This window comes from Rhizobium leguminosarum, assembly GCF_010668065.1.
GTDB classification, from domain to species: Bacteria; Pseudomonadota; Alphaproteobacteria; order Rhizobiales; family Rhizobiaceae; genus Rhizobium; species Rhizobium leguminosarum_S.
The window spans coordinates 73,856-100,535 of sequence record NZ_WUEN01000018.1; the positions used below are offsets into that span (position 1 = coordinate 73,856).

Sequence of the window (26,680 nt, forward strand, 5' to 3'; positions counted from 1 at the left end):
CCCCCTCATATCACAGTCCGCGCCCGAAGTGCCGCTGCAAGCGTGCCCTCGTCGAGATAGTCGAGTTCGCCGCCGACAGGCACGCCATGCGCCAGCCGTGTGATCTTCACATCGAGTCCCTGCAGCTGGTCGGTGATGTAATGCGCCGTCGTCTGTCCCTCGACCGTGGCATTGACAGCGATGATCAGTTCCCGGATGCCGCCTTCGCCGACCCGGTCGATCAGGCCGCGAATGTTGAGATCGTCAGGACCGACCCCGTCGAGCGGCGACAGCGTGCCGCCGAGCACGTGATAGGCGGCATTCATCGCGCCTGCCCGTTCCAGCGCCCAGAGATCCGAGACGTCCTCGACGACGATGATGACGGATTGATCGCGTTGGACGTCGGTGCAGACAATGCAGGGATCGACCGTATCGACATTGCCGCAGCGCGAGCAGATCTTCACCTTGTCATAGGCTTCGCCCATCGCATTCGACAGCGGGCCGAGCAACTGGTCCTTCTTCTTGATCAGGTGCAGTGCCGCCCGGCGCGCCGAACGCGGCCCGAGGCCCGGCACCTTTGCCAGAAGCTGGATGAGTTTTTCGATTTCGGGGCCGGTGACTCGTTTTGCCATGCGCCGTTCTTAACTGATATGGAACGAAAACGGAATCGCGGAAGGATCGGCCATCCCATGAAAATCCTGGCCTTGTGCACCGGCAATCCGGAAAGACTGCAGGGCAAGAGCTACAAGACCGGCATCTTCAAACATGCCGTCAACGGCGCCGTGATGATCGACGCCGAAGGTCTTGTCGGGGATGCGATCTGCAACCGCAAACACCATGGCGGCGTCGACCAGGCGGTCTATGTCGAGGGATCGCTGACGCTCGACTGGTGGGCGCAGGAGCTGGGCCGACCCTACGAGGCCGGTACTTTCGGCGAGAACATGGTGATATCGGATCTCGACAATCGGGACGTCGCCGTCGGCGACCGCTTCGCCGCTGGCGATCTCGTCCTCGAGGTCACGGCATGCCGTATGCCCTGCGCCACCTTCGCCGCCAGAATGGCCGATCCGAAATTCGTCAAGCGTTATACCGCCGCCGCCCGTCCAGGCATCTATTGCCGCGTCATCCGAAGCGGCGTGGTCGAGCCCGGGATGCCGATGGAATACACGTCTTTTTCGGGAGACAGGATAACGATGCCCGAACTAATGGAGACCTTCGGCCGAAGGCTTCAGGGCGCAGATCGGGCGCGATATCTCGCGGCCCCAATTCACTACAAGCTTCGGGCCATGCTGGAATCCCAAGCCGACGAAGCGCACTAGATCACTTGACACCTTGATATGAGGGCCGCCTCAGAATGGCAGCTTGAAGCCGGGCGGGATCGGCAAGCCTGCTGTCAGCGCCTTGGTCTTTTCGGCGGCCAGTGCCTCGGCCTTGTCCTTGGCGTCCTTGTGGGCGGCGACGATCAGGTCCTCGAGGATCTCGACATCGTCTTCCTTGAACAGCGACGGATCGATCTTCAGGCTCTTCAGCTCGCCCTTGCCCGTGATGACGACGGCGACGAGACCGCCGCCCGCCTTGCCTTCGGCCGTGAGCTCGGCGATCTCCGCCTGCATCTGCTCCATCTTGGCCTGCATTTCCTTGACTTTGCCCATCATGCCCATGATGTCGCGCATCGTCTCGCTCCTTGTTGAAACCTTAGAATTCTATGTCGTCGCCCGGCAGGATGTCACCTTCCTCGGATTCGGCGGCGGCCGGCGGCGTCGCCTCGCCTTCCTCCTCCGGTTCGGGCGCCCGTACGCGCACGTCGATGATCTTGGCACCGGGAAAATGTGCAAGGATCGCCGCCACGTCAGGGTCCTGGCGCGCGTCGATCACATGCTGTTCCCGCGTCCTGGCCTCCGCTTCGACCAGCGTCGGCTGGCCCTCATCGCGGCTGAGGCTCACGATCCAGTGGATGCCGGTCCATTCCTTCAGCTTGACGGCAAGCTCGTTGAGTAGCGTCGTCGGCGCACCGGGAGCCAGGCTGACGTCGAGCCGGCCGGCTTCGATCCGGACCGGGCGCAGGAAGGTGCGCACCATCGCCTTCAGCTTCGGATCGCGTTTCTCGGTAGCGAGGTTGACGATATCATTGACCGAATTGACCGGGACGAGCGGCTTTAATGCTTCCACCGGTTTTGGCTCGATCCGTCCGACAGCCATCGTCTCCGGCTGGCTGCTCGGCACGGCACGCAGCATCGCCACCGGCGCGGAAGACGGTGGCTGGCTCGGTGCGGTTTCCGCCGCGCGCGCCGTGACACCGTTCTGATAGGAAACCCGTGTCCCGTTGCCACCGCCATTGCCGGACGGCGGGGAAGAGGGCCGTGGGCCGGCATTGTCGCCGGAAAATTCGGCAAGTCGCCGCGCCGCATCCTCGGGCGCCGGCAGATGTGCGGCATGTGCAAGGCGGATCAGCACCATCTCGGCTGCCCCTGCCGTCCTCGACGAGCCTTCCGTTTCCGGAATGCCCTTGAGCAGCATCTGCCAGATGCGCGACAGCGTCGTCACCGCAACGCTCTTCGCAAATTCCGCCGCCTTGGTGCGCTCGACCTCGCTGAGCGAAGGATCGTTTGCCGCATCCGGCACATATTTCAGCCGCGTCACCAGATGGGTGAAATCGGCAAGATCGGTCAGCACCACCACCGGATTGGCGCCGGCTTCGTACTGGTTCTGGAACTCGCCGAGGGCGGCGGCCACATCGCCTTTGACGATATGCTGGAAGAGATCGACGATCCGGGCGCGATCGGCAAGGCCGAGCATGCCGCGCACGGCTTCCGCCTGCACGACGCCTGCGCCATGAGCGATCGCCTGGTCGAGCAGCGACAGGCCGTCGCGCGCCGAGCCTTCGGCAGCACGCGCGATCATCGCCAGCGCGTCGGCTTCCGCCTCGATGCCTTCCTTGGCCGCGATCGTCGTGAACAGCCCGACGAGATCTGAGGCGCTGATGCGGCGCAGGTCGAAGCGCTGGCAGCGCGACAACACGGTGATCGGCACCTTGCGGATTTCGGTGGTGGCGAAGATGAACTTCACATGCTCCGGCGGCTCTTCCAATGTCTTCAACAGGCCGTTGAAGGCCTGTGTCGACAGCATGTGCACTTCGTCGATGATATAGACCTTGTAGCGCGCCGAAACCGGCCGGTAGCGCACCTGCTCGATGATCTCGCGGATATCGTCGATACCGGTATGGGAGGCGGCATCCATCTCGATCACGTCGACATGCCGGCCTTCCATGATCGCCTGGCAGTGCTCGCCCGGCGTGCGAAGGTCGATCGTCGGCTTGTCGATTTCCGATGTCTTGTAGTTCAGCGCCCGCGCCAGGATGCGCGCCGTCGTCGTCTTGCCGACGCCGCGCACGCCGGTCAGCATGTAGGCTTGGGCGATGCGGCCGGTCTCGAAGGCGTTGGTGAGGGTGCGGACCATCGGCTCCTGGCCGACCATCAGGTCCGTGAAATCCTTGGGGCGGTATTTGCGAGCCAGCACTCGGTATCCGGTGCCCGTCGAGGCGGCATCTTTTGCTTGTCGCTCGGTGTCGCTCATCGCCCTGCTTGTCGCCCGGACTGTCGGGCACTTCGTGGAGAGAAGGTGGGAGGCTGGCACGATGACCCGTGCCGGGCTCGTTAGGGCTGCTTCCTTCCGGACCTGACCCGGTTGGCGAGTGGCTCGTCCACCACCAACCTCCCGGATGCACATATCGGCAATATCGTCATCAAAAGCAAGCCAACATGCGAAAAAACTGCTAGTCGTAGGAAAAGACAGGAGGAATGCCCTTTGAAAGGTTTCGCGCTCGACCCGCGGCTGGAAAACGACAGCGTCAGCATCATGGTCACCGGCCTCTGCGATCTGAGATTGTCGAAGGACGCCCGCTGGCCCTGGCTCATTCTCGTGCCGCGCCGGGCTGATATCACCGAAATCTTCGAGCTGACACCGCTCGACCAGGTGCTGCTTGCCTTCGAGACGGAACTGGTCGCCAAGGCGCTGAAGAAGATCACCAGCGCGACAAAAATCAATATCGGGGCTCTTGGCAATATCGTCCGCCAGCTTCATGTTCATGTCATTGCCCGCTTCGAAGGCGATGCGAACTGGCCGGGTCCCGTCTGGGGCTTCGGGCGCGCGGAGCCCTACGAAGACGGAAAGAGAGACGAATTTACAGCGAAGCTGCGGGAAGCCCTTTCATCATGAGTCATTCGCTTTTCGATTCGGATGTGCCTCATCCGGAACCCAGCAATCTCACGGCCTTTGCCGCCAACGATCTCAACCGTGATTCCGAGCATCGCGACGAACAATCCGTCGAAAAGGCGCTGGCCAAGGAAGGCACTCATATCTTCGCCTTCACCAGGGATAAGCTGGTGCTGAAGCATGACGGCCAGGTGCTCGACCCGCTCTTTGCCCGCTACGAGCTGCAGGAATTGCAGCCGGATTGGGACGAGACCATACTTCTCGGCTACCGCAAGAGCGGCGAGCCGCGCCTTGCCGTTCCCGTTGGCATCGACGTCGACGACCTCACCAGCCAGTACAAGCCTGCCGACGGTCGCACGCTGTTTCGCGAAATGCTGATCGACGAAGTGTTGCTCGGCGAATTCGCCCAGGCCGCAAGCCTCATCCGCTGGAATGGCGACAATCGCTTTTGTGGCCGCTGCGGCTCGGCGATGGAGATCCACATCGGCGGCTACAAACGTGTCTGCGCTGCCTGCGAACACGTGATCTTCCCGCGCACCGACCCCGTCGTCATCATGCTGACGGTCGACGAGCAGCGCGACCTCTGCCTGCTCGGCCGCAGTCCGCATTTCGCGCCCGGCATGTATTCCTGTCTTGCCGGCTTCCTCGAACCCGGCGAGACCATCGAGAACGCCGTGCGTCGCGAAACACTGGAGGAATCGGGCATCCGCACCGGCCGCATCCGCTATCACGCCTCGCAGCCCTGGCCGATGCCGCATTCACTGATGATCGGCTGTTACGCCGAGGCGAAATCCACCGAAATCAGCCGCGATGAGACCGAGCTGGAGGATTGCCGCTGGTTCACCCGCGAGGAAACGATCGAGATGCTGGAACGCCCGAGCGCGACAGGCAGGGCCTCGCCACCGAAAGGGGCGATCGCCCACCGCCTGATGCGTGACTGGGTGGAGTGGAAGCGGTAGCGCCATGCCGGTCGCCCGCTCGGAACGGCTGCTGACGCTGCTCCAGACGCTCCGGCGTTACCGGCGGCCGGTGACCGGCACGGTGCTGGCACAAGAGACCGGGGTCAGCCTGCGCACGCTCTATCGCGATATTGCCAGCCTGCAGGCCCAGGGCGCGATGATCGAAGGCGAAGCCGGCATCGGTTATGTGCTGAAGCCCGGCTTCATGCTGCCGCCGATGATGTTTTCCGAAGAAGAGCTTGAGGCTTTGGTGCTCGGCTCGCGCTGGGTGGCCCGCGCCGCCGAGCCGCGCCTTGCCGGCGCCGGTGCCGACGCACTGGCCAAGATTGCCGCCGTGCTGCCGGCCGATATGCGCGAGATGATCGATTCGGCAGCGCTTTTTGTCGGTCCCAAACGCAGGGACGAGGACAAGGCTGACGTTTCGGCCATCCGCAGGGCGATCCGCCTGGAGCGTATCCTCGAACTACATTATGGCGACGAGCAGGGCCGTATCTCGCGCCGCCGCGTCTGGCCTTTCGGGCTCGGCTATTACGAGCATGTGCGCGTCCTCATGGCCTGGTGCGAACTACGCCAGGATTTTCGCCATTTCCGCACCGATCGCATCATCGACATGGCCTTGCACGAGGTGCGTTATCCGCGCCGCCGCACGGTGCTCCTCAAGGAATGGCGCGAGACGCAGGACGTACCGATGGAGAACTGAACGCTACTGCCATAAACTGTCAGCAGCCAGGGTTATTATCAGTGCCAATCCACTACAGCGCCGCGCGTCTTCGGACGCGCAAAGGACGCTGTAGCATCTAGGTTCCGCGCATCGTGCCGATGCGCAAGGGAAGGAGTACTGATCATGGTAACGCCTCCAGCCATTCATTTCACCAACGACAGTTTTGCGGCCGAGTCCTTTGCCGATGTCATTTCGGCCGAGACTTTTGCCGATGTCCGCCAATCAGCGCCGTCCGGCCTGCTGCACCTGGTCATGAACATTTTCCGATTTCGCAGAGGAGACCGCACCGGCCTCGACCTTGAAGCGACACCGGATTACCTGAAGCGCGACCTCGGCTTCATCGACGGACGCGACCCGCACTGCGAGGACCGTTTTCCGCTCTAAAGCATATCGCGCCAAAGTGTGCAGCGGTTTTGCGACATGCGCGACCGCTTTAGGCCGCCCATCCTTATCAACATTCTGCCCGACGAGAACGGGGCGTTGCGATCGCAACGCCCCAGGTAGTCTGCTGCCATAATTTGTCGGCAGACGATCTCTCGCGGCGCCATTCTTAAACAACGGGAGAACCGAAATGACCAGCCCCAACCTCATCATTCTTTACGTCAAGGACCCGGGTGAAAGCGCCAGCTTCTACCGGAACCTGCTGAACCGCGAACCGGCCGTGGAAGCGCCGAATTTCGTCGCTTTTCCGCTTGAGGGCGGCTTCACGCTCGGCCTCTGGCGGCGCAGCAAGGTCGAGCCGCAGCCCTCCGCCATCGGCAACCGCGGCGAAGTGGCCTTCATGGTCGAAGGCGAAAATGCCGTCGCCAGACATTATGAAGACTGGCGTCAGCGCGGTCTGCCGATCGCCCAGGAACTGACCGAACTGGATTTCGGCCCGACCTTTGTCGTGCTCGATCCGGATGGGCATCGGCTGCGTGTCTGTGAGCCGGATAAATAATTCAGTCGACTTGCGGGGCTTGCCTTGGAGCATGATGCCGAAAAGTGTCAGCGGTTTTCGGACAACATCATGCTCTAACTATTTAATTTAGAACAGGATGACTTCATCCTGTTCTAAAGCAGGCCTCGCATCGCATGCCCCTTGTAGACGCCGAGGATGCGGACTTTCTCGGAAAAGAACCGCAGTTCCTCCAACGCCCGACGCACGTTCGGGTCGTTCGGGTGGCCTTCGATATCGGCGTAAAACTGCGTCGCCACGAATTTTCCGCCGAGCTGGTAGCTTTCCAGCTTGGTCATATTGATGTTGTTGGTGGCAAATCCGCCGAGCGCCTTGTAGAGCGCGGCCGGGATGTTGCGGACGTTGAAGACGAAGGTGGTGACGACCTTTTCTTCCGCCGAATTCCGCTGCGCCCATTCTTCGTCGCGGGACAGGACGACGAAGCGGGTGACGTTGTTTTCCGTATCCTCGACATTTTCGGCGATGATCTCGAGCCCGTAGAGATCGGCGGCAAGACGTGGCGCCAAGGCGGCCATTGAGCGGTCGCCAGTTTCCTGCACGAGTTTCGCCGCCCCCGCCGTATCGCCGGCGATCACCGGCTTCCAGCCATTGGCACGAACGATCTTGCGGCACTGGCCGAGCGCGTGGATATGGCTGTGCACAGTGCGGATCTCGTCCTTGGTAACACCGGGCAGCACCATCAGCTGGAAGCGGATCGGCATGAAATATTCGCCGATGATGTGCAGCCGCGACTCCGGCAGCAGATGGTGGATATCGGCGACCCGCCCGGCAATCGTGTTTTCGATCGGGATCATCCCGATGTCGGCGTCGCCATTGTCGACCGCCGTGAACGCATCCTCGAAGGTCTGGCAGGGCAGCGGCTCCATGGTTGGAAACATGTCGCGGCTGGCCATGTCGGAATTGGCGCCGAATTCGCCCTGGAAGGCGATCCTATTGGTCTTGATGTTCATGATGGTTCCGTCAGTTCGACTTTGCGGAGAGGATGCGCCGCGCTTTTTCGAGGTCGGCGGGAGTATCGACACCGAGCGGAACCGTGTCAACGATCTCGGCGTCGATACGCATGCCGGCTTCAAGCGCCCGTAGCTGCTCCAGCGATTCGCGCTTTTCGAGCGTCGAAGGGCCGAGCGAGACGAACCGTTCGAGCGCTGCGCGCCGATAGGCATAAAGGCCGATATGATGGTAGAGCGGCCCCTGGCCGTAAGGGGCGGTTGCGCGCGTGAAGTAGAGCGCGTGCAGCCGGGCGACGGAAATCGGCGAGCCGACGATCTTGACGATGTGCGGCGCCGCCTTGTCCTCGTCATTATCGATTTCGGTCGTCAGCGTGCCGATATCGACCGCCTCGTTCTCGAGCGGGCGCAAAGCTGCGCGCACTGTTTCCGGATCGATCGTCGGCAGATCGCCCTGGATGTTGACGATGATTTTCGCCTTTCCGTCCGGATCGACTTTCGTCAGCGCCTCAAAGATCCGATCGGAACCCGATTGATGGTCTACGCGGGTCATGACGACTTCGAAGCCGGCGGCGGCCACGGCATCGAACACTCTTGTGTCGTCGACGGCGACGACGACGCGGCCGATGGCTGCCTCCCTGGCGCGCATCGCCACCTGCACGATCATCGGCAGACCGCAAATATCGGCCAGCGGCTTGCCCGGAAGCCGGGTGGAGGCCATGCGCGCCGGGATCAATACGAGCACGCCGTCTAAATTTGAATCACTCATTGTTCGGGCCTTCTATTCCGGGCTGAAAAGTGTCAAAAAGTCTCATGCGCAAGACCATTTAGACAGTTGCAACGAACAGCCAAAAGACATAGGTTCCGCGCGATTTCAAGATGGTCCGGTTTATGATCTGCCGGCTGCAAGGGGAGCATTGCAGATGAATTCATACGTCAATACGGCCGTCGGGGCGCTGCTCGGAACGATTTTCGTTCTGATGTCGGTCTCTATCGCGTCCGAAGGGATCTTCCATTCCGAAGCACCGGAAAAGGAAGGTTTCGCGATTGTTGCCGAAGAGGCGCCCGCCGCTGGCGGCGAGGCTGCGCCTGCCGTTGCCGTTCCGATCGCGCAATTGCTCGCTTCTGCAGATGCCAAGGCCGGTGAAACTGTCTTCAAGAAGTGTCAGGCCTGTCATGACGGCACCAAAGGGGGACCGAACAAGGTCGGTCCCAACCTGTTTGGTGTCGTAGATCGCCCGATCGCCTCGCATGCGGGCTTCGCCTATTCCGCTCCCATGAAGGATTTCTCCAAGGGTGGCAGCGAGAAGTGGACCTTCGAATATCTCAACAAGTTCCTGCTGGCGCCAAAGAAGGACATTCCGGGCACCGCCATGGGCTTCGCCGGTCTGGCGAAGGATCAGGAGCGCGCCAACGTCATCCTCTACCTGCATACGCTTGCCGATTCGCCGGGACCGCTGCCGGATCCGAACGCCGCGACGCAGTAACGCGGCAGACAATCGCATGACATCGAAGCCCGGCCCGCAAGCCGGGCTTTTCTTTGTGCGGATATCAGCTCAGGCGCCGAGGAAATAGGCCCAGAGCGAGACCGTGATGGCGCCGAGCGCCGTCGTCACGGTGATCGTCGAGGCGGCGAGGCTGTGACCGACGCCGAAGCGATTGGCGATCAGCCAGGCGTTGACGCCGGTCGGGACGGAGGAGGTCAGCACGATCGCTGCCGTCCATTCGGGGCTGAGACCGAGGAGACGGCTCGCCGCCCACACGCAGCCGGGCAGCAGCAGCAGCTTCAGGCTCGAGGTGACGCTGGCAATGCCGAGATTGCCGGAGACGCCGTATCTCTCCAGCGCCATGCCGAGCGAGATCAGCGCCGCCGGGCCGGCAATGCCGGCGATCTGCCCGACGACCGTTGCCAGCGTTGTCGGCATGGTGAGACCGGAAAGGTGCATGGCCATGCCGGCTGCAAGGCCGATCACCAGCGGGTTGCGCACGAGATTGACAGCGATCTGGCGGAGCACGAGCATCATGCTGCGATCGCTTTTGCCGGCGATCTTGCGCTCGGCATGCTCCATCAGCACCGTGCCGGCGACCATCATCACGGGCAGATGCACGGCAAGCAGGATCGACAGCGCCACCAGCCCTTCGTCGCCGACGGTCCGCTCGACGAGCGGCAGGCCGATGAAGATATTGTTGGCGAAGGCCGAGGAAACGCCGGCCAGCACGCCGATCCGTTCGTCGCGGCCGAAGAGGCGTGTGGCGGCGATATGCCCGGCCGTCCAGGTGATGGCAACGCCCGAAAAATAGACGATCCAGAGCCGGAAGGGCGAGGCGCCATGAAAATCCGCCTCGGCGATGGTGCGGAAGAGCAGAAGCGGCACGGCGATCTTGAAGACGAATTCGCTGAGCGCTTCGCCGACATTCGACGCCATCAACCCGCTGCGAACGATCACCCAGCCGATGAGAATCAGAATGAAGACGGGAAGGACGTCGAAAATGATGGCTGACATGCGGGAGGCTGCTCTGCGCGGGGAGTATACGACCTCTACAGGGCCGCGTCTTTTCAAGACGCACAAAGGACGCTGTAGTACTTTGAATTAAGGAATTATGCAGTAGCAGCAAACGGCTTGGATTGAAAAGCCAATCGCCGCCCGATCCGGCAGCCCGGGCATCCGAAAGCAAAAAAAGCGGGCACAGCCCGCTTTTCCGCTCCGGCCGTGCCGGATAGCCGGATCACAAAGCTGCCAGTTCATCCGTGGTCAGCATCGCGCCGGTAAGATCGAAGGGATCATCCCTCGTGAGCCCGGCTGCAACTGAAAGCTGCTCATGCCGGTCATCTTGCGAGTATTTCTAGATATTGAAAATGACAGGGGCATGACGAACAGGCGGCACTTTTGCGAAGAAATAGAGAGGCCATCCACCATTTTTCCTTCCAAACCGCGGAAATTTCGCTAAGACCAAACCCCGGCTATCACAAACTCCGGGACCTCCCATTTCATGACAAGATTCGATGTTCTGACAGTCGGCAACGCAATCGTGGATATCATTGCCCGTTGCGACGACCAGTTCCTCATTGACAACCAGATCACCAAGGCGGCGATGAACCTCATCGATGCCGAACGCGCCGAACTCTTGTATTCGCGCATGGGACCGGCGCTCGAAGCTTCCGGCGGCAGCGCCGGCAACACGGCGGCGGGCGTGGCGAGCCTCGGCGGCAAGGCTGCCTATTTCGGCAATGTCGCCCAAGATCAGCTCGGTGACATCTTCGCGCACGACATCCGCGCCCAGGGCGTCCACTACCAGACCCGGCCGAAGGGCACCTTCCCGCCAACGGCGCGTTCGATGATCTTCGTCACCGAGGATGGCGAGCGTTCGATGAACACCTATCTCGGCGCTTGCGTCGAGCTCGGCCCTGAGGATGTCGAGACCGACGTCGTGGCCGACGCCAAGGTTACCTATTTCGAAGGTTATCTCTGGGATCCGCCACGCGCCAAGGAAGCGATCCTCGATTGTGCCCGCATCGCCCATGAAAACGGCCGCGAAGTGTCGATGACGCTGTCGGACAGCTTTTGCGTCGGCCGCTATCGCGACGAATTCCTCGATCTGATGCGCTCAGGCAAGGTCGATATCGTTTTCGCCAATCGCCAGGAGGCGCTGTCGCTCTACGAGACCGACGATTTCGAAGAGGCGCTGAACAGGATCGCCGCCGATTGCAAGATCGCCGCCGTCACGATGAGCGAGGACGGTGCCGTCATCCTCAAGGGCAAAGAGCGTTATTACGTCGACGCCATCAGGATCAGGGAAGTGGTCGATACGACAGGCGCCGGCGATCTCTTCGCCTCCGGCTTCCTCTATGGTTACACGCAGGGACGGTCTCTCGAGGATTGCGGCAAGCTCGGTTGCCTGGCTGCCGGCATCGTCATCCAGCAGATCGGCCCGCGCCCGATGACCTCGCTTTCCGAAGCCGCCAAACGGGCAGGGCTTATTTGAAGGCTTCGCCGGGATAGGCGCCCCAGATCTCCGACTGCGCCACCCAGCCCGAGGCGCCGTCGGATTCGGCGCGGCACCAGTCGCCGTTGCATTCGCCGATCGTCAGCATCACGCCGGGTTCCAGCTTGGCGACGATCGAGGCGGAGGGCTGCGCCTCGCGGCGCAGATTGACATAGATCCCCTTGCCCTTGGTCTTCATCCACGGGGCGGCGATCGCCGCGCGCTGGCCTGACAGCAGCGACTGATTGACCCAGCCTTCGGTGCCGTCGGCATCGCGGATGCGGCGCCAATTGTCGTATTCCTGGATGATCTCCACCGGCAGGCCGGATTTCAGGTACATCCACGACACGGCGTAATCTGTTCCCGGACCGATGCGCAGGTTGACGCGCTTGGATTTCAGCGTGACGAAACGCGGCAATGGCAGTCCGCTTGGCCCCTTGGCCGCCTGCGCATGGGCGAACTCGACGCTTCCCATGGATGCAGCCAGAGCGATGGCAAGGGCGAGGCAGGACTTCAGGACTTTGCTGCGCATGGAAGTTTCCGTTTGCTCGAATTCGCGGGCAGGCCCGGCCTGCTCGCGGTCCGGGCTCTGACATTCCCCGGCTGCACCACGAGTTTTGTTTGTCTTCGCGTGCGGGTCTGGTAGAAAATGCCCGGAATGGGAAAATTATCACCCCTCTTGGTTAAAGACCTCTGAACAAGGCACCACAGGCAGCCATGACAGCGAAGAAAAAACCGAAGGTCTACATCACCCGCAAGCTGCCGGATGCCGTCGAAACCCGCATGCGCGAACTCTTCGACGCTGAGCTGAACATCGACGACGCGCCGCGCTCCGTTCCCGAGCTGATCGCTGCGGTCAAGACCGCCGATGTGCTGGTGCCGACTGTCACCGATCGCATCGACGCGGCGCTGATCGAACAGGCGGGACCGCAGATGAAGCTGATTGCGAGCTTCTCCAACGGCACCGATCACATCGACGTCGAGGCGGCGGCGCGCAAGGGCATCACCGTCACCAACACGCCGAACGTCCTGACCGAGGACACCGCCGATATGACCATGGCGCTGATTCTCGCTGTTCCGAGAAGGCTCGGCGAAGGTGCGCGCGTGCTGACCGACAAGCCGGGCGAATGGGCAGGCTGGTCTCCCACCTGGATGCTCGGCCGGCGCATTCACGGCAAGCGGATCGGCATCGTCGGCATGGGCCGCATCGGCACGGCGGTGGCCCGCCGCGCCAAGGCTTTCGGCCTGTCGATCCACTATCACAACCGCAAGCGCGTCAATCCGGCCGTCGAGGACGAGTTGGAGGCGACCTATTGGGAAAGTCTCGACCAGATGCTCGCCCGCGTCGACATCGTTTCGGTCAATTGTCCGTCGACGCCGGCGACCTTCCACTTGATCTCGGCCCGCCGTCTGGCACTGCTGCAGCCGACGGCCTATCTCGTCAACACCGCGCGCGGCGACGTGGTCGATGAAGCTGCGCTGATCAAATGCCTGAGGGAGGGCCGGATTGCCGGCGCCGGTCTCGACGTCTTCGAAAACGAGCCCGCCGTCAATCCGAGGCTCATCAAGCTCGCCAATGAGGGCAAGGTCGTGCTGTTGCCGCATATGAGTTCGGCGACGATCGAAGGCCGCATCGATATGGGCGACAAGGTCATCATCAATATCCGCACCTTCATCGACGGCCATAGACCGCCGAATCGGGTACTGCCGGGTCGTTGAAGAACGCTGTAAATCAGGCGACGCAGATCGGAGGCGCAAGGACCTTGCGCATCTCGACGAATGTTGTCCTGGCAAAGCCGGGATGCGCCTTTTCGGCGGTTCTGCAAAATCCCCAGGCGGCAAAGACGGCGTGGTTGTCGGTGAGTTCGATCCGCGTTTCCAGCCGCAAGGCGGGAAGGTCGAGCGCCGCAGCGGTCTCCTCGGCAATTGCCAGCAGCCGTTTGCCGAGGCCCTTGCCCTGCACCTCAGGCAGAACGGCGAGCTTGCCGACATAGAGACAATCGGCCTCCGGCCGCAGGAAGAGGCAGCCGATCAGTTTTTCGCCGTCGATGGCGACATGACCGATCTCGGTCCCTGCCTTTTCGGCCAGTGATGCCGTCGTCAGCTTGAGCGCCGAAGATGGCGGGTCGATCCTGCCGTTCATGGAGGCGAAGGCGGAAAGGATCAGCGCCAGCAGTTCGTCCCAGCGCGTGAAAGTCTGATCAAGCGGAACAATCCTCATCCCGCCTGTCTCTGTGTTGTACGGCGTCGTTTGTAGCGGATGGTGTCGAAGCGGGCCGAGAGCGCGTCGTAGAGCAGCAGCCGTCCGACCAGCGGTTCGCCGGTGCCGGTGACGAGCTTGATAGCCTCCATCGCCATCATCGTGCCGATGACGCCGGTCAGCGCGCCGATGATGCCGGCCTCGGCGCATGCGGGAATCAACCCGGCCGGCGGCGCTTCCGGAAACAGGTCACGATATCCAGGGTTGGGCGTTCCGTCCTCAGCCGTTTCATAGGGCTTGAGAACCGTCAGCGAGCCGTCGAACCGCCCGACGGCGCCGGTGACGAGCGGAATGCGCGCTTCATCAGCCGCATCGGCGGCGGCATAACGGGTGTCGAAATTGTCGGAGCCGTCGATCAGCAGATCGAAGCCTGAGAGCTGACGGCGGGCGGCCTCCGGGGAAAAGCGTTCCTCGAAGCGGATCAGTCGGACATGCGGATTGAGCCTGGCGATGGCGAAGGCGGCACTCTCCGTCTTCAGTTCGCCGATCGTGCCGGAATCATGGATCACCTGGCGCTGCAGGTTCGACAGCGACACCCGGTCGTCGTCGACGATCCCGAGCGTGCCGACGCCGGCTGCGGCCAGATATTGCAGGACCGGCGCACCGAGGCCACCGGCGCCGATCACCAGCACGCGGGCGGCTTTCAGTTTCTGCTGGCCGGCGCCGCCGATCTCGGGCAGCAGGATGTGGCGGTGATAGCGCGCGATTTCTTCCGGGCTGAGCGGTTCCATGGCGCCGATGTTATCATGACGCCCGACGCCGGGAAAAGCCGCCTCGGTCATTCGAACACCCTTCCGTCGGAAACCGTGAAAAACTGCGCCCTGTCGCCGAGTGCTGAAAACATCGCGCGATCCGTTCCGGTCATGAAGGCCTGGCCGCCGAGCCCGTCGATAAGGTCGAATAGCGCGGCGCGGCGGCCCTCGTCGAGATGGGCCGCGATCTCGTCGAGCAGCAGGATCGGCGCATGGCCGGTGAGATTGCCGACGAGCCGCGCATGCGCAAGCACCAGGCCGACAAGCAGCGCTTTCTGCTCGCCGGTGGAGCAACGCTCCGCCTCCATCGCCTTTTCGCGGTGATGCACGATGAGATCGGCCCGGTGTGGTCCCTCGAGCGTGCGCCCTGCGCCGGCATCGCGGTAGCGGCTCTCCGCCAGCATCGCCGCGTAGTCGTCCTCGAGGTCGACCGAGGGGCGCGAGAACTGGCCGTCCATGAAGCCGGAGAGCTGCAGCGATGCCGAAGGGAAGGGCGACGTTTCGCGGGTTTCCTCGATCAGCCGGGTCAGCAGGCCGAGCATCTCCTGCCGGGCGAGCGCCATGGCGATGCCGAGGCTTGCCATCTGCTCCTCGATGCCGGCAAGCCAGGAGGGATCGAAGCGCCCCTCATCCAGCAATTTGTTGCGGCTGCGCATGGCGCGCTCGAAATCGCTGGCGCGGCGGCCATGGGCGGGATCGAGCGACAGCACCAGCCGGTCGAGAAAGCGGCGCCGGTCGGAAGAGGCGCCGGTAAAGAGCCCGTCCATCGCCGGTGTCAGCCAGAGAAGGCGCAGATGGTCGGTCAGTTCGTCGGCAGTCTTTGCCGTCGTGCCATTGATGCGCAGCCTGCGGGCGATGGTCTCCTCGCTCGTTTCAATGCCGGTGCCGATCTCGACGTCGCCCTCCATGCCGTCGAGCGCGGCGAAGATCGAAAAGCCGCCGGCCGCGCCGACCCGGGTAATGTCGCCATAAGCCGCACGGCGCAAACCGCGGCCAGGCGAAAGCAACGAGACGGCCTCCATGAGATTGGTCTTGCCGGCGCCGTTGTCTCCCGTCAGCACGGCATGCCGACCATCAAGGGCAAGGGCCGCCGCCACATAGTTGCGGAAGTCTGTCAGCTTCAGACGGGAAAGAGAAACCTTGTGCGGCATCGAATGTCCGGAATCATAAAGCGTGACAGCTAAGCCGAAGCGGCGCTGATGGCAAGGCTGGCAGCTTTTTGGCCGCGGATCGTGTACCGCCGCTGCTGCCGAACGTCCGGAGGCGGCGGCTGGCGCCACAGCCATGGCACTTTCGAAATTCGGTTAAAAGTACAACCATCGGAGATGGCCTGACATCGCCAAACCGATCCCGTCGACAGTCATTGCCAATGTCTTCCAGCGCCGGATATTCAAGGTTTGCCGCCATCCTTTAAGGCTACTGACGTTACGTAAAGCCCAAAAAAAGTTGGTTGAATTTTGCAACTGCAGGGTTGAGTTATCCGATGCAAACGATATGGTAAACGGACCGTTTATGTATAAGAGAGTGATGAAGTGCCAGATCCGGTTGATATTATCGTCGGTCGCAACGTCAGACAGTTTCGCGCCCTTCGCCGTGTTTCCCAGCTCGAGCTTGGTGAAGCACTCGGACTGACTTTCCAGCAAATCCAGAAATACGAAAAGGGGGCGAACCGCGTTTCCGCCAGCAAGCTGCATCAGATCGCGGTTTTTCTCGACGTCGACATCTCCGCTCTCTTCGAGGGTGCCGGCATGTCGCCATTCGGCAGCCGTGTCGAACTCAGCCCCGACGCGTATGCGCTTGCGCTGAGCTACGACAAGCTGAACTCACCGGCAGGCAAGGAAGCGGTCAAGACCATCGTCACCCTCATGACGGGCGAAGCAGCCGAAACCACCGCCTGATTCCACCGCAGCAATCACGGTTCCCACGGAAAGCACGACCTATTCAAGGTCTGGATGGCTTCCGGACACATGCGGGTGTGCAGCAATATTGGGGGATGACGTGCATCAGGACAAAGACCGGAAGCGGACCGCCTGATTGAGGTTCGATGCCGCGCGCTTCAGTGAATCTCGCATTCGTGCAGCGCCATCAGCAGATCGTCCTGCGTTTGGTGGCCGGCATGATAGAGGTCGATCGCGATGCTGGCGATGGAAAGGCCTTGCTGGCTGCGAAGCTTGATGTTGCGCTCGGCGCACCATGTGTAGATGGCGCCGGCGAGAACGTCGACGTCTTCGGACTGAGATGAAAAGGCTGGCGCCATGGCTGATACCCTTGGTTTGTTTGTTCCCGCTAGCGCTAAGGACGCTCTATCACATTGATTTGGTGCATGACCCCGACAATCGATTCCGGCTCCCGGGGTCATGCACTGACGGCAGAGACTGAATTCATTTGGAAAACTTGCAAGCGGCATCATCTGGCTGCGTTAACGCAAGTCGCCGTCCCGCCCGCTGCCGTATCGATCCGGGACAGATTCGCCGGCATGAACGGCGAATGTCGCAAATCGGGATTCCGGGAACAAAAAAACCGGAGACGTTTCCGTCCCCGGCTTTCGTAATAGGCGATGTCGATTGCAGCTCAGCCTTCGAAGAATTCCTTCATGCGGGCAAAGAAGCCCGTCGATTCGGGATTATTCTCCTTGGAGGAAAGCTGCTCGAATTCCTGAAGCAGTTCGCGCTGGCGCTTGGTGAGCTTTTGCGGCGTCTCGATCTGGATCTGGATGTAGAGGTCGCCCGTCTGCACCGAACGCAGCACCGGCATGCCCTTGCCCTTGAGGCGAAACTGTTTGCCGACCTGGGTACCCTCGGGCACGGTGACGCGCGACTTGGTGCCGTCGAGCGTCGCCACGTCGAAGGTGCCGCCGAGCGCGGCCGTCGTCATCGAGATCGGAACGGCGCAATAGAGATCGGCTCCGTCGCGCTGGTAGAATTCATGCGGTTTGACGGACAGGAAGATATAGAGGTCGCCTGCCGGTCCGCCGCGGGCGCCGGCCTCGCCTTCGCCCTGCAGGCGGATGCGGGTGCCGTCCTCGATGCCGGCGGGAATATTGACCGAGAGCGAACGCTCTTCCGTCACCCGGCCCTGGCCGTGGCACTTCGGGCACGGATCGGGAATGATCTGGCCGCGGCCATGGCAGGTCGGGCAGGTCCGCTCGATCGAGAAGAAGCCCTGTGCCGCGCGCACACGCCCCGTTCCCTGGCAGGTGCCGCAGTTCTTCGGCTGCGTGCCGGGCTTGGCGCCCGAACCCGAACAGACGTCGCAGGTGATCGACGTCGGAACACGGATCTGCGCCGTCTTGCCGGAGAAAGACTCTTCCAGCGTTATTTCCATGTTGTAGCGAAGATCGGCGCCGCGTTCGCGGCCGCCCGACGAGCGCTGGCGCGCGCGCCCTCCACCCATCATTTCGCCGAAGATATCTTCGAAAATGTCGGAGAAACCGCCGCCGGCAAATCCGCCGCCACCGCCGCCCATGCCGCCATGCTCGAAGGCCGCATGACCATACCGATCATAGGCCGCCCGCTTCTGCGGGTCCTTGAGCATCTCGTAGGCTTCGTTGATTTCCTTGAACTTCCGTTCGGCGTCCTTGTCATCCGGGTTCTTGTCCGGATGGTATTTCATCGCCAGTTTGCGAAAGGCGCTCTTCAGCTCTTTCTCGTCCGCCGACTTGGCTACACCCAGAGTTTCGTAAAAGTCCGCTTTTGCCATTAAGGATTAAACCCCGGAAATGGATTTCCGGCTGCCATGGTGAGCAGCCGGATCAGATGTTGAAGCATAACCACGCCGTCGCGGATTACGCGGACTTCTTGCGGTCGTCGTCCTTGATTTCCTCGTAGTCGGCATCGACGACATTGTCGCCGCTTTCCGCAGAGGCATCACCGGCAGCGCCGCCTTCGGCTTGCTGTGCTTCATAGATCGCCTGGCCGAGCTTCATCGACACTTCCATCAGCGTCTGGGTCTTGGCCTTGATGTCGTCGGCATCGGGTTCGGACGCTTCCGACGCCGTCTTCAGCGCGGCGATCGCATCCGAGATCGCGGTGCGGTCGGCCTCGGAAACCTTGTCACCGTAATCCTTCAGCGACTTTTCCGAGGAATGGATCAGGCTTTCAGCCTGGTTCCGGGCTTCGACGGCCTCGCGGCGCTTCTTGTCTTCGGTGGCATGGGCTTCGGCATCCTTGACCATCTTCTCGATGTCGGCGTCGGAAAGACCGCCGGAAGCCTGGATGCGGATCTGCTGTTCCTTGCCGGTGCCTTTGTCCTTGGCCGAAACCTGGACGATGCCGTTGGCGTCGATGTCGAAGGTGACTTCGATCTGCGGCATGCCCCGCGGCGACGGCGGCAGACCGACGAGGTCGAACTGGCCGAGCAGCTTGTTGTCGGCAGCCATTTCACGCTCGCCCTGCGAAACGCGGATGGTCACGGCCTGCTGGTTGTCTTCGGCGGTCGAAAACGTTTGGCTCTTCTTCGTCGGGATCGTCGTGTTGCGTTCGATCAGGCGGGTGAAGACACCACCGAGCGTCTCGATGCCAAGCGACAGCGGCGTCACGTCAAGGAGCAGGACGTCCTTGACGTCGCCCTGCAGAACGCCGGCCTGGATGGCGGCGCCAAGCGCTACCACTTCATCGGGGTTGACGCCCTTGTGCGGCTCCTTGCCGAACAGCTGCTTGACGACTTCCTGTACCTTCGGCATGCGGCTCATGCCGCCGACGAGAACCACTTCGTCGATTTCGGCAGCAGTGACGCCGGCATCCTTGAGCGCTGCCTTGCACGGCGCGATCGTGCGCTGGACGAGATCGTCGACCAGGCTTTCGAGCTTGGCGCGGGTCAGCTTCAGTGTCAGATGCTTCGGGCCGGAGGCGTCGGCCGTGATGAACGGCAGGTTGATTTCGGTCTGCTGCGAGGACGAAAGCTCGATCTTTGCCTTTTCCGCAGCTTCCTTGAGGCGCTGCAGGGCAAGCTTGTCGTTCTTCAGGTCGATGCCGTTGTCTCTCTTGAACTCGCCGACGAGATATTCGACGAGGCGCATGTCGAAGTCTTCACCGCCGAGGAAGGTATCGCCGTTGGTGGACTTCACTTCGAAGACGCCGTCGCCGATCTCGAGGATCGAAATATCGAAGGTGCCGCCGCCAAGGTCGTAGACGGCAATCGTCTTGCCTTCTTTCTTGTCGAGACCGTAGGCCAGCGCTGCAGCAGTCGGCTCGTTGATGATGCGCAGAACTTCAAGACCGGCGATGCGGCCGGCATCCTTGGTTGCCTGGCGCTGCGCGTCGTTGAAGTAGGCGGGAACGGTGATGACGGCCTTCTCGACCTTTTCGCCGAGATAGGATTCGGCGGTTTCCTTCATCTTCTGAAGGATCATCGCGGAAATCTGTGCGGGCGAGTAGCCCTTGCCATTGGCTTCGACCCAGGCGTCGCCATTGTCGCCCTTGACGATGGTGAAGGGAACGAGGTGCTTGTCCTTCTCGACGGTCGGATCTTCGTAGCGGCGGCCGATCAGGCGCTTGACTGCAAAGAGCGTATTCGTCGGGTTGGTGACTGCCTGGCGCTTGGCCGGCTGGCCGACGAGGCGCTCGCCATCATCGGAAAATGCCACCATGGAAGGGGTCGTACGCGCACCTTCCGCATTCTCGATAACCTTCGCGTCCTTGCCGTCCATGACTGCGACGCAGGAATTCGTCGTTCCAAGGTCGATACCAATTACTTTTGCCATGTCATTCTCTCCTTGAAGCAAGCTGTCGGAACCCCGAGAAGGCATTTCCCTGACAGCCCCTTACGGGATGGGTCTACTTGAGATTACGCAATCGTGATTGCGGTGATGCGGCGTATATAAGGAGCGGTTTTCTGGACTGCAAGGCGAGAAATGCCCCGGAATCCAGCAAAACGAATGTGTTGCGTTCAATTTTTACAGTAGTCGGGAGAGAGGTCGCCCCATGTCTGGAAAGCGGTCGTTTTTTAGGCCCTGTTGCGCAAAAGTGCGAGGCGCGAATCTGAAAGGTTGCGGCGCGCTTAAGAGCATCGGGCTTGTGCCGGGCATGTAGCAAAGATCTCACTGGCCCATGATCAGATCGAGCAGCGTCGTGCGCCGCGGCTGGACGGAAGAGGTGGTCTGCGCACCCCCGACATCGCCGGGCGGCACCATGCCCTCATAGCCAGAACCGCCGCCTTCGGCAATGTCTGCGGGCGGAACCGGGCCGTTGCCGGAGGTCGCCCCCTGCTGCCGGACAGGCGCTTGCGGATAGCGATTTGCATTGTCGTCGCCGCCGAAGACGCCGGAAATGATGCCGCCGATCGTCGATGACGGCGCCTCCGCCGTCATCGGCTGCCCATCACCCGGTGCGGCCTGCGCCATGGGCTGACCATTGTTCGGATCGGCGATCAACTGGCCGTTGCCGAAGAGCGGTGCCGGCGAAAGACCCTTGTGGGCGGCGATCATGAATTCCTTCCAGGCCTTGGCGGGCAAGCCACCGCCGGTCACCTTCTTCATCGGCTTGCCGTCGTCATTGCCGAACCAGACACCCGTGGTGAGGTTGCTGGTGAAGCCGACGAAGAGCGCGTCGCGCGAATTCTGCGTCGTGCCGGTCTTTCCCGCCGCCTGCCAGCCGGGGATCTTGGCGCTCTTGCCAGTGCCGCTTTCGATGACGCCCATCATCATCGTATCCATCTGGGCGGCGATCTGCTCGGACAGCACGCGCGGCGGGCTGTCATAGGTATTTTCGTAGAGAACTTTGCCTTCGGCCGTCGTCACCCGGCGGATGACGTGCGGCGTCGCCTTGTAGCCGCCGTTCATGAAGGCGGCATAGGAGGCGGTCAGTTCCATCAGCGACACCTCGGAGGTGCCGAGCGCGATCGAGGCGTTCGGCTGCAGCTCGCTTTCGATGCCGAGCCGGTGGGCAAGCTTGATCACCTGCTCCGGTCCGTCATACATCACCAGCTGGGCGGCCACCGTGTTCAGCGACTTGGCAAGCGCGGTCGCCAGCGTCACTTCGCCATTGTATTTTTTCTCGTAATTTTCGGGCGTCCAGTCGCCGATCCGGATCGGCGCGTCGTTGAACACCGAATAGGGCGTCAGCCCCTTCTCGAGTGCTGCGGCATAGACGAAGGGCTTGAACGAGGAGCCCGGCTGGCGTTTGGCCTTGACGGCGCGGTTGAACTGGCTCGTCGCATAATCCCTGCCCCCGACGAGCGCCCGGATCGCGCCGGTGCCGTCGATCGAGACGAGGGCCGCCTGCGAGGCGTCGAGCTTGCCGCCCTCCTTGTCGAGCACGTCGACCAGCGATTGCTCGGCTTTCTTTTCCAGCGACTTGTCGATGGTCGTATCGACGATGACGTCTTCCTTGACGTCGCCGATCAGACCCGGCAGCTGATCCATCACCATGTCGGCGACATAGTGTCCGGCGCCCGACCAGTAGCTCTTGGCCGAAGCCGGGGTCTGCGACATCGCCGTCTTGACCTCGGAATCGGTGATGAAACCCTGTTCGCGCATCGCCGCGAGCACGAGTTGGGCGCGTGCATTCGCCGCATCCGCATCGCGGGCCGGCGAAAGCCGCGACGGCGCCTTGAGCAGGCCGGCCAGCACCGCGGCCTCGCCGAGGTTTACGTCACGCGCCGATTTGTTGAAGTAGCGGCGCGAGGCTGCCTCGACGCCATAGGCGTTCGATCCGAAGAACACCCGGTTGAGATACATGGCAAGGATCTGGTCCTTGGTGTATTTCTGCTCCAGCCAGAGCGAGAGCAGCACCTCCTGCACCTTGCGTTCCAGCGTTCTTTCAGGCGAGAGGAAGAGGTTCTTGGCAAGCTGCTGCGTCAGCGTCGAGCCACCCTGGACCATGTGGCCAGCCGTGAGATTGGTCACGATAGCCCGGCCGAGGCCGAGCGGATCGACGCCGAAATGCGAATAGAAACGCCGATCCTCGATGGCGATGACGGCTTCCGGAATATAGGGCGACATGTTTTCGAGCGACAGCGCCTCGCCGCCGGTGGCGCCGCGATTGGCGATAACGCTGCCGTCGACAGCGGTGATCTTGACGTTCGGCGGCCGCTCCGGGATCGCCCATGTGCTGGCGCTCGGCATGCGTGAGCCATAATAGACCACCAGCCCGGCAACGCCGATGCCGGCCCAGATGAAAAGCACGACGCACCAGTAGATCATGCGGCGCATGAAGCCGAAAAACCCGCCGCCTTCACGCTCCCGCGGCTCGCGCCGCCGCCGAGGGGCGGGGCGCTGCGGCGGGGGTTTCGAGCCGCCGCGGCGCTGAGATCGGCCTCCGGCGATGCGATCGTCGGCATCGAGCGAGAATTCGTCATCGTCGCGCGCCGGGCGGCCGCTGAAAGAGGGTTCTATTCTGTCGCCTGATCTGCCTCTGCCTGCCATCGCGGACCGGTCACACCCCATGTTCGATCGCGAAGCCAACTTCGCATAACGATCCTCTTCTGCAGCGCCGCGCGTCTTTTCAGACGCACAAAGCGCGCTGCAGCAGGCACCGTGATCACCCGACTGAACTGTAAATGCGGCGATTTAACGGGGTGTTAACAATGGAAAGTAAAGCATATCGCGCCGGGCGACAGTATTGGCCTTCAGAACTGGCGGGCCTCGTAATCGTCGAGTGTTTCCGGGTCCTGCTTATATTCCCACTCGCCTAGATGAAAGCGGCGCCAGATCTGACCGGAAGGATTGAGGCTCGCTCCATCGGTAAGGCGTACAGGCAGGATGGGGTTGTGTTTATGCCAAACGGTAACATCTGTGGCGGCCGCCCGAGGGGCGAAAAGCCCGAAGAAAGCCAGGTAGTCTTGCGTCATCAGGGTCCAGCCTCGAACGGATTAAAATCAATCCGCAACTTCACGAAACTGCAATAAACAATCCCGCAAAACAAGAGCCTCGCGATGGCTTCACATCAAATTGTCGGTGACCGCATTCGAGGATCGATGCTTCCCCCGCGGCTCCTGTCTTGCGCTCGCCGGCAAAGCGGCATGAAGGCCCGAAAGGCGTGGCGTGAGTTACGTGCTATACGACGTAGATTATCGCGCCGCGCGTCTTTTCGAGAGACATAAAAGAGGCTGTAACACATTGAATTGCCGCATAGTGTTTCCTCAAATCGGTTCTGCTTCAAGGAATTGTGCGGCAGGCGGAACCAATCGGCTTCGCGATTGTTTATGAAGAAGCGGGACAGCCCCTCACGTCCCGCGAATGATCGGCCGTCTCCCCTCAACGCGTGCCGATCGACATCAGGCCCGGTGCATCCCTCCCAAGGGAGCGCCGGGCTTTTTCTTGGGTGTTTGCCTTTGGCTTGGCAAACCTCAAAAGAGGACGGCGCTGCCATCCCCTTTCTGTTTCATTCGTCGCAGGAGGGATCGCCGGGGCGGCAATCAAAGTCCCTGCGGTCCGGCCTGCGATCATCGCCTCTCCGGTCGTCCCTCTGCCGTTCACCTCTTTGCCGATCGTCCCTTTGATTGTCGTCGCGCCAGTCGCGATCGCGGTCGCGCCCATCTCGGTCGCCATCCCGCTCGCGCCAGTTACGGTCGCGATCCCGGTTATCCCGATCTCCGTCGCGATCCCGATTGTCGCGGTCGCGGTAGTAATAATCCGGGCCGCGGCTCCAGCGGTCACGGTCGCGATAGAAATCGCGGTTGCGGTAGTAGCGGTCCCAGTAATTGTCGACGCTGAAGCGAATCATCGGAATGCCGAGCGGACGGTAATATTGCGGGCCGACATAGACGCGGCGCTGCTGGTAGAGGGCCTGCACATACTGGCCGGAAACCCAGCCGCGGCCGCCGTAGAACTCGACGTCGCACCAGTTGACGTCGGAAAGGCATCCGCGGATCTCGACGGAGGAACCGGCGGGTATGACGGCAACGGCGGGATATCGGGTGCTCGGACCCGCACGCATGTTGACGTTCGCCGTCGAGTAGCCCTCGGCAGCCTGCGCTATGGCAGGCAGCAGCATAAGCAGGCCGACGGCTGCGATTTTAACAAAGAGATTTTTCACGCTTCTCAGTCCTTGTTGGCACGTTTTTCAGGCAGCGACTGGCCGCGTTTCCTTGGCATATGCCATTGAAACAAAAGATAGAGCGATCGCCCACAGGTAATAGGGTTTTATCATTCGTCTTATCTTTCAATGGCTTATATGTCGCACGCGATGAACGCAGCTTGAACGGCAAATGTCCGTCAGCGCCTTGGAGCTGCGAGTGGTGCTTCCGGTTCTGTTAACGGTTCGTTAACCTTTCGGCGGCAATCTCGTTGCAATACCCGCTTGCTCTTTGACCACGGATGAACTGGCACTGAGGTGAGCGGATGACGAAAGGCCGGGTCGAACCGGCCTTTTTGTTTTTTGCGATGCTGCTTGGCACGCCTTTCAGGCAGCGAGCGCCTGAAGAATCCGCACCCAGGAGCGGATGCCCTTGTGGTAGGAGACGAGCTCGTATTTCTCGTTCGGCGAATGGATGCGATCGTCGCTGAGGCCGAAGCCGACGAGCAGCGATTCCATACCGAGCATCTTCTGGAAATCTCCGACGATCGGGATCGACCCACCCATGCCGATGACGATGGCGGGTTTCGGCCACTCGTCGGAAAGCGCGTTCTTCGCCTTGGTGAGAACAGGCGAATCATAGGAGAGGTGGATCGCCGGCGAGCCGCCATGCGGATGGAACTCGACCGAGCAATCGGCGGGAATCTTCGCGCTGATATAGCTGCGGAAGGCCTCGCGAATGGCGGCCGGATCCTGCGTGCCGACGAGGCGGAACGAAACCTTGGCCGAAGCCTTGGCGGCGATCACCGTCTTGAAGCCTTCGCCGGTATATCCGCCCCAGATGCCGTTGATTTCGGCGGTCGGCCGCGCCCAGGTGAGTTCCAGCACCGAGCGACCTTTTTCGCCGGATGGAATGGAAAGGCCGACTTCGCCGAGGAAGCTCTCCGCGGTCTTGCCGAGCGTCTCCCATGACGCCTTGATGTTTTCAGGCGTTTCCTCGACGCCGTCATAGAAACCGTCAAGCGTAATGCGGCCCGTCTCGTCATGCAGGCCGGCAAGAGCCTCGACGAGAATATGGATCGGATTGGCGGCCGCGCCGCCGAAGAGACCGGAATGCAAGTCGCGGTCGGCGGCCGTCACGATCACTTCCTCGCCGACGAGGCCGCGCAGCGCTGCGGCGATCGCCGGAGTGTCGCGGTCCCACATGCCGGTATCGCAGACCAGCGCATAATCGGCCTTGAGCTCGGTGGCATTGGCTTCGAGGAAGGGCTTCAGGGACGGCGAGCCGGACTCCTCCTCGCCCTCGAAGAGGATGGTGACGCGGCAGGGAAGCGCGCCGTTGATCTCCTTATAGGCCCGGCAAGCCTCGACGAAGGTCATCAACTGGCCCTTGTCGTCGGAGGTGCCGCGGCCGGTCAGGATCTTGCGGCCCTCGCCGACATACTTGATCGATGGCTCGAAGGGGTCGTTTTCCCAGAGCTCGATCGGGTCGACCGGCTGAACGTCGTAATGGCCGTAGAAGAGAACATGCGGCGCATCGGCGGAAGCGCCGGCATGATGGGCGACCACCATCGGATGGCCTGGCGTATCGCGTACCGAGGCCGTAAAACCGAGCGTCCCGAGATAGGCGACGAGCCATTCCGCAGCCTTACGGCATTCGGCTTTGTAGGCGGGATCGGTGGAAATCGACTGAATGCGCAGAAGCTCGAACAGCTTGTCGAGGCTCGATGGAAGGTTCTGGTCCGCGCACGCAAGCACCTGGCTTACATCGGTCATTTTCGACTCCTTTTTGAAATTCGGCCGGACGATAGACCAAACCAGAAAGGCAGGCGAGGCGGAAAAACAAAAAATCGGCGGCGCGAAATGTCGGCGGGGCCTAGACTAATATCAGGAAGGTTTGCTGGACAATATAAAAGAGAATTCTAATTCAATTTACAGTTATTTAGCATAAGCTA

At 61.6% G+C, this 26,680-nt stretch carries 27 protein-coding genes and 1 other RNA gene; 10 read left to right on the plus strand and 18 right to left on the minus strand.

Annotation, left to right across the window (positions count from 1 at the left end; all coding sequences use genetic code 11):
- Positions 1-5 precede the first annotated feature (5 nt).
- Positions 6-611 carry a recombination mediator RecR gene (gene recR / locus GR198_RS31595; RefSeq protein WP_003544338.1) on the minus strand — a complete coding sequence of 202 codons (606 nt, stop codon included), beginning with the start codon at positions 609-611 and terminating at the stop codon, positions 6-8.
- Between the two features lie 57 nt (positions 612-668).
- Here recR and GR198_RS31600 point away from each other — a divergent pair, with 57 nt between their 5' ends.
- A complete protein-coding gene (locus tag GR198_RS31600) occupies positions 669-1,298 on the plus strand; it encodes an MOSC domain-containing protein (protein WP_204337286.1) in 630 nt (209 codons plus the stop codon).
- Positions 1,299-1,328: 30 nt separating this feature from the next.
- Here the strand turns inward: GR198_RS31600 and GR198_RS31605 are convergent, their stop codons facing one another.
- The 3 genes from GR198_RS31605 to ffs form a co-directional block, all read right to left on the minus strand.
- Positions 1,329-1,652, minus strand: coding sequence for a YbaB/EbfC family nucleoid-associated protein (locus tag GR198_RS31605; RefSeq protein ID WP_003544342.1), 324 nt, complete (start codon positions 1,650-1,652; stop codon positions 1,329-1,331).
- Positions 1,653-1,674: 22 nt separating this feature from the next.
- Positions 1,675-3,552 (minus strand): DNA polymerase III subunit gamma/tau, encoded by a 1,878-nt coding sequence (locus GR198_RS31610; RefSeq protein WP_164070251.1) that lies wholly within the window; start codon positions 3,550-3,552, stop codon positions 1,675-1,677.
- 45 nt (positions 3,553-3,597) lie between these two features.
- Positions 3,598-3,694: signal recognition particle sRNA small type (gene ffs, locus GR198_RS31615), an RNA gene on the minus strand.
- A gap of 89 nt (positions 3,695-3,783) precedes the next feature.
- Here ffs and GR198_RS31620 point away from each other — a divergent pair.
- The 5 genes from GR198_RS31620 (at position 3,784) to GR198_RS31640 (ending at position 6,811) form a co-directional block, all read left to right on the plus strand.
- Positions 3,784-4,194: an HIT domain-containing protein gene (locus GR198_RS31620; RefSeq protein ID WP_029873753.1), complete on the plus strand. Its 411-nt coding sequence runs from the start codon at positions 3,784-3,786 to the stop codon at positions 4,192-4,194.
- On the plus strand, positions 4,191-5,150 hold the full coding sequence (gene nudC / locus GR198_RS31625) for an NAD(+) diphosphatase (protein ID WP_029873752.1): 960 nt from the start codon (positions 4,191-4,193) through the stop codon (positions 5,148-5,150). The genes GR198_RS31620 and nudC overlap by 4 nt, the downstream gene beginning before the upstream one ends.
- Positions 5,151-5,154: 4 nt before the next feature.
- A complete protein-coding gene (locus tag GR198_RS31630) occupies positions 5,155-5,850 on the plus strand; it encodes a helix-turn-helix transcriptional regulator (protein ID WP_011649958.1) in 696 nt (231 codons plus the stop codon).
- A gap of 144 nt (positions 5,851-5,994) precedes the next feature.
- Entirely contained in the window at positions 5,995-6,255 is a 261-nt protein-coding gene (locus tag GR198_RS31635; RefSeq protein WP_028743611.1) for a hypothetical protein, read from the plus strand.
- Between the two features lie 187 nt (positions 6,256-6,442).
- Positions 6,443-6,811 carry a VOC family protein gene (locus GR198_RS31640; protein WP_003555800.1) on the plus strand — a complete coding sequence of 123 codons (369 nt, stop codon included), beginning with the start codon at positions 6,443-6,445 and terminating at the stop codon, positions 6,809-6,811.
- A 113-nt stretch (positions 6,812-6,924) separates the two neighbouring features.
- On the opposite strand, the gene GR198_RS31645 is transcribed toward GR198_RS31640, so the two are convergent.
- Together GR198_RS31645 and GR198_RS31650 are read right to left on the minus strand one after the other, a co-directional pair.
- Positions 6,925-7,779 carry a prephenate dehydratase gene (locus tag GR198_RS31645; protein WP_003544355.1) on the minus strand — a complete coding sequence of 285 codons (855 nt, stop codon included), beginning with the start codon at positions 7,777-7,779 and terminating at the stop codon, positions 6,925-6,927.
- Positions 7,780-7,789: 10 nt separating this feature from the next.
- A complete protein-coding gene (locus GR198_RS31650; protein WP_029873750.1) occupies positions 7,790-8,545 on the minus strand; it encodes a 3-deoxy-manno-octulosonate cytidylyltransferase in 756 nt (251 codons plus the stop codon).
- A gap of 154 nt (positions 8,546-8,699) precedes the next feature.
- Here GR198_RS31650 and GR198_RS31655 point away from each other — a divergent pair, with 154 nt between their 5' ends.
- Complete coding sequence (locus GR198_RS31655) at positions 8,700-9,263, plus strand: c-type cytochrome (RefSeq protein WP_011649960.1); 564 nt, start codon at positions 8,700-8,702, stop codon at positions 9,261-9,263.
- A 69-nt stretch (positions 9,264-9,332) separates the two neighbouring features.
- Here the strand turns inward: GR198_RS31655 and GR198_RS31660 are convergent, their stop codons facing one another.
- Complete coding sequence (locus GR198_RS31660; RefSeq protein WP_029873749.1) at positions 9,333-10,280, minus strand: AEC family transporter; 948 nt, start codon at positions 10,278-10,280, stop codon at positions 9,333-9,335.
- Between the two features lie 487 nt (positions 10,281-10,767).
- On the opposite strand from GR198_RS31660, the gene GR198_RS31665 reads away from it, so the two are divergent.
- Positions 10,768-11,760, plus strand: coding sequence for an adenosine kinase (locus GR198_RS31665; RefSeq protein WP_029873748.1), 993 nt, complete (start codon positions 10,768-10,770; stop codon positions 11,758-11,760).
- Here the strand turns inward: GR198_RS31665 and GR198_RS31670 are convergent.
- A complete protein-coding gene (locus GR198_RS31670; RefSeq protein ID WP_011649962.1) occupies positions 11,753-12,292 on the minus strand; it encodes an SH3 domain-containing protein in 540 nt (179 codons plus the stop codon). The genes GR198_RS31665 and GR198_RS31670 overlap by 8 nt on opposite strands.
- 185 nt (positions 12,293-12,477) lie before the next feature.
- Here GR198_RS31670 and GR198_RS31675 point away from each other — a divergent pair, with 185 nt between their 5' ends.
- A complete protein-coding gene (locus tag GR198_RS31675; RefSeq protein WP_011649963.1) occupies positions 12,478-13,479 on the plus strand; it encodes a 2-hydroxyacid dehydrogenase in 1,002 nt (333 codons plus the stop codon).
- A 13-nt stretch (positions 13,480-13,492) separates the two neighbouring features.
- Here the strand turns inward: GR198_RS31675 and GR198_RS31680 are convergent, their stop codons facing one another.
- From GR198_RS31680 to recF, 3 genes are read right to left on the minus strand one after another with little or no spacing between them, the layout of a single operon-like run.
- The gene (locus GR198_RS31680; RefSeq protein WP_029873747.1) at positions 13,493-13,981 is read right to left on the minus strand and encodes a GNAT family N-acetyltransferase; all 489 of its coding nucleotides are present in this window, start codon (positions 13,979-13,981) and stop codon (positions 13,493-13,495) included.
- Positions 13,978-14,802 carry a molybdopterin-synthase adenylyltransferase MoeB gene (locus GR198_RS31685; RefSeq protein ID WP_029873746.1) on the minus strand — a complete coding sequence of 275 codons (825 nt, stop codon included), beginning with the start codon at positions 14,800-14,802 and terminating at the stop codon, positions 13,978-13,980. Before GR198_RS31685 ends, GR198_RS31680 begins: the two co-directional genes overlap by 4 nt.
- Positions 14,799-15,923, minus strand: coding sequence for a DNA replication/repair protein RecF (recF, locus tag GR198_RS31690; protein WP_029873745.1), 1,125 nt, complete (start codon positions 15,921-15,923; stop codon positions 14,799-14,801). Before recF ends, GR198_RS31685 begins: the two co-directional genes overlap by 4 nt.
- Positions 15,924-16,304: 381 nt before the next feature.
- On the opposite strand from recF, the gene GR198_RS31695 reads away from it, so the two are divergent.
- Positions 16,305-16,670 (plus strand): helix-turn-helix domain-containing protein, encoded by a 366-nt coding sequence (locus GR198_RS31695; RefSeq protein WP_029873744.1) that lies wholly within the window; start codon positions 16,305-16,307, stop codon positions 16,668-16,670.
- Between the two features lie 158 nt (positions 16,671-16,828).
- Here the strand turns inward: GR198_RS31695 and GR198_RS31700 are convergent, their stop codons facing one another.
- From GR198_RS31700 to GR198_RS31730, 7 genes are all read right to left on the minus strand, one after another.
- Complete coding sequence (locus tag GR198_RS31700) at positions 16,829-17,029, minus strand: hypothetical protein (protein ID WP_003544370.1); 201 nt, start codon at positions 17,027-17,029, stop codon at positions 16,829-16,831.
- A 314-nt stretch (positions 17,030-17,343) separates the two neighbouring features.
- Positions 17,344-18,471 (minus strand): molecular chaperone DnaJ, encoded by a 1,128-nt coding sequence (dnaJ, locus tag GR198_RS31705; protein WP_011649969.1) that lies wholly within the window; start codon positions 18,469-18,471, stop codon positions 17,344-17,346.
- 85 nt (positions 18,472-18,556) lie between these two features.
- On the minus strand, positions 18,557-20,473 hold the full coding sequence (dnaK, locus tag GR198_RS31710) for a molecular chaperone DnaK (protein WP_011649970.1): 1,917 nt from the start codon (positions 20,471-20,473) through the stop codon (positions 18,557-18,559).
- 336 nt (positions 20,474-20,809) lie between these two features.
- A complete protein-coding gene (locus tag GR198_RS31715; protein WP_029873743.1) occupies positions 20,810-23,134 on the minus strand; it encodes a transglycosylase domain-containing protein in 2,325 nt (774 codons plus the stop codon).
- Positions 23,135-23,337: 203 nt separating this feature from the next.
- Positions 23,338-23,559: a hypothetical protein gene (locus GR198_RS31720; protein WP_018244288.1), complete on the minus strand. Its 222-nt coding sequence runs from the start codon at positions 23,557-23,559 to the stop codon at positions 23,338-23,340.
- 533 nt (positions 23,560-24,092) lie between these two features.
- Complete coding sequence (locus tag GR198_RS31725) at positions 24,093-24,746, minus strand: SH3 domain-containing protein (protein WP_029873742.1); 654 nt, start codon at positions 24,744-24,746, stop codon at positions 24,093-24,095.
- 366 nt (positions 24,747-25,112) lie between these two features.
- Entirely contained in the window at positions 25,113-26,501 is a 1,389-nt protein-coding gene (locus GR198_RS31730) for a dipeptidase (RefSeq protein WP_029873741.1), read from the minus strand.
- Positions 26,502-26,680 lie beyond the last annotated feature (179 nt).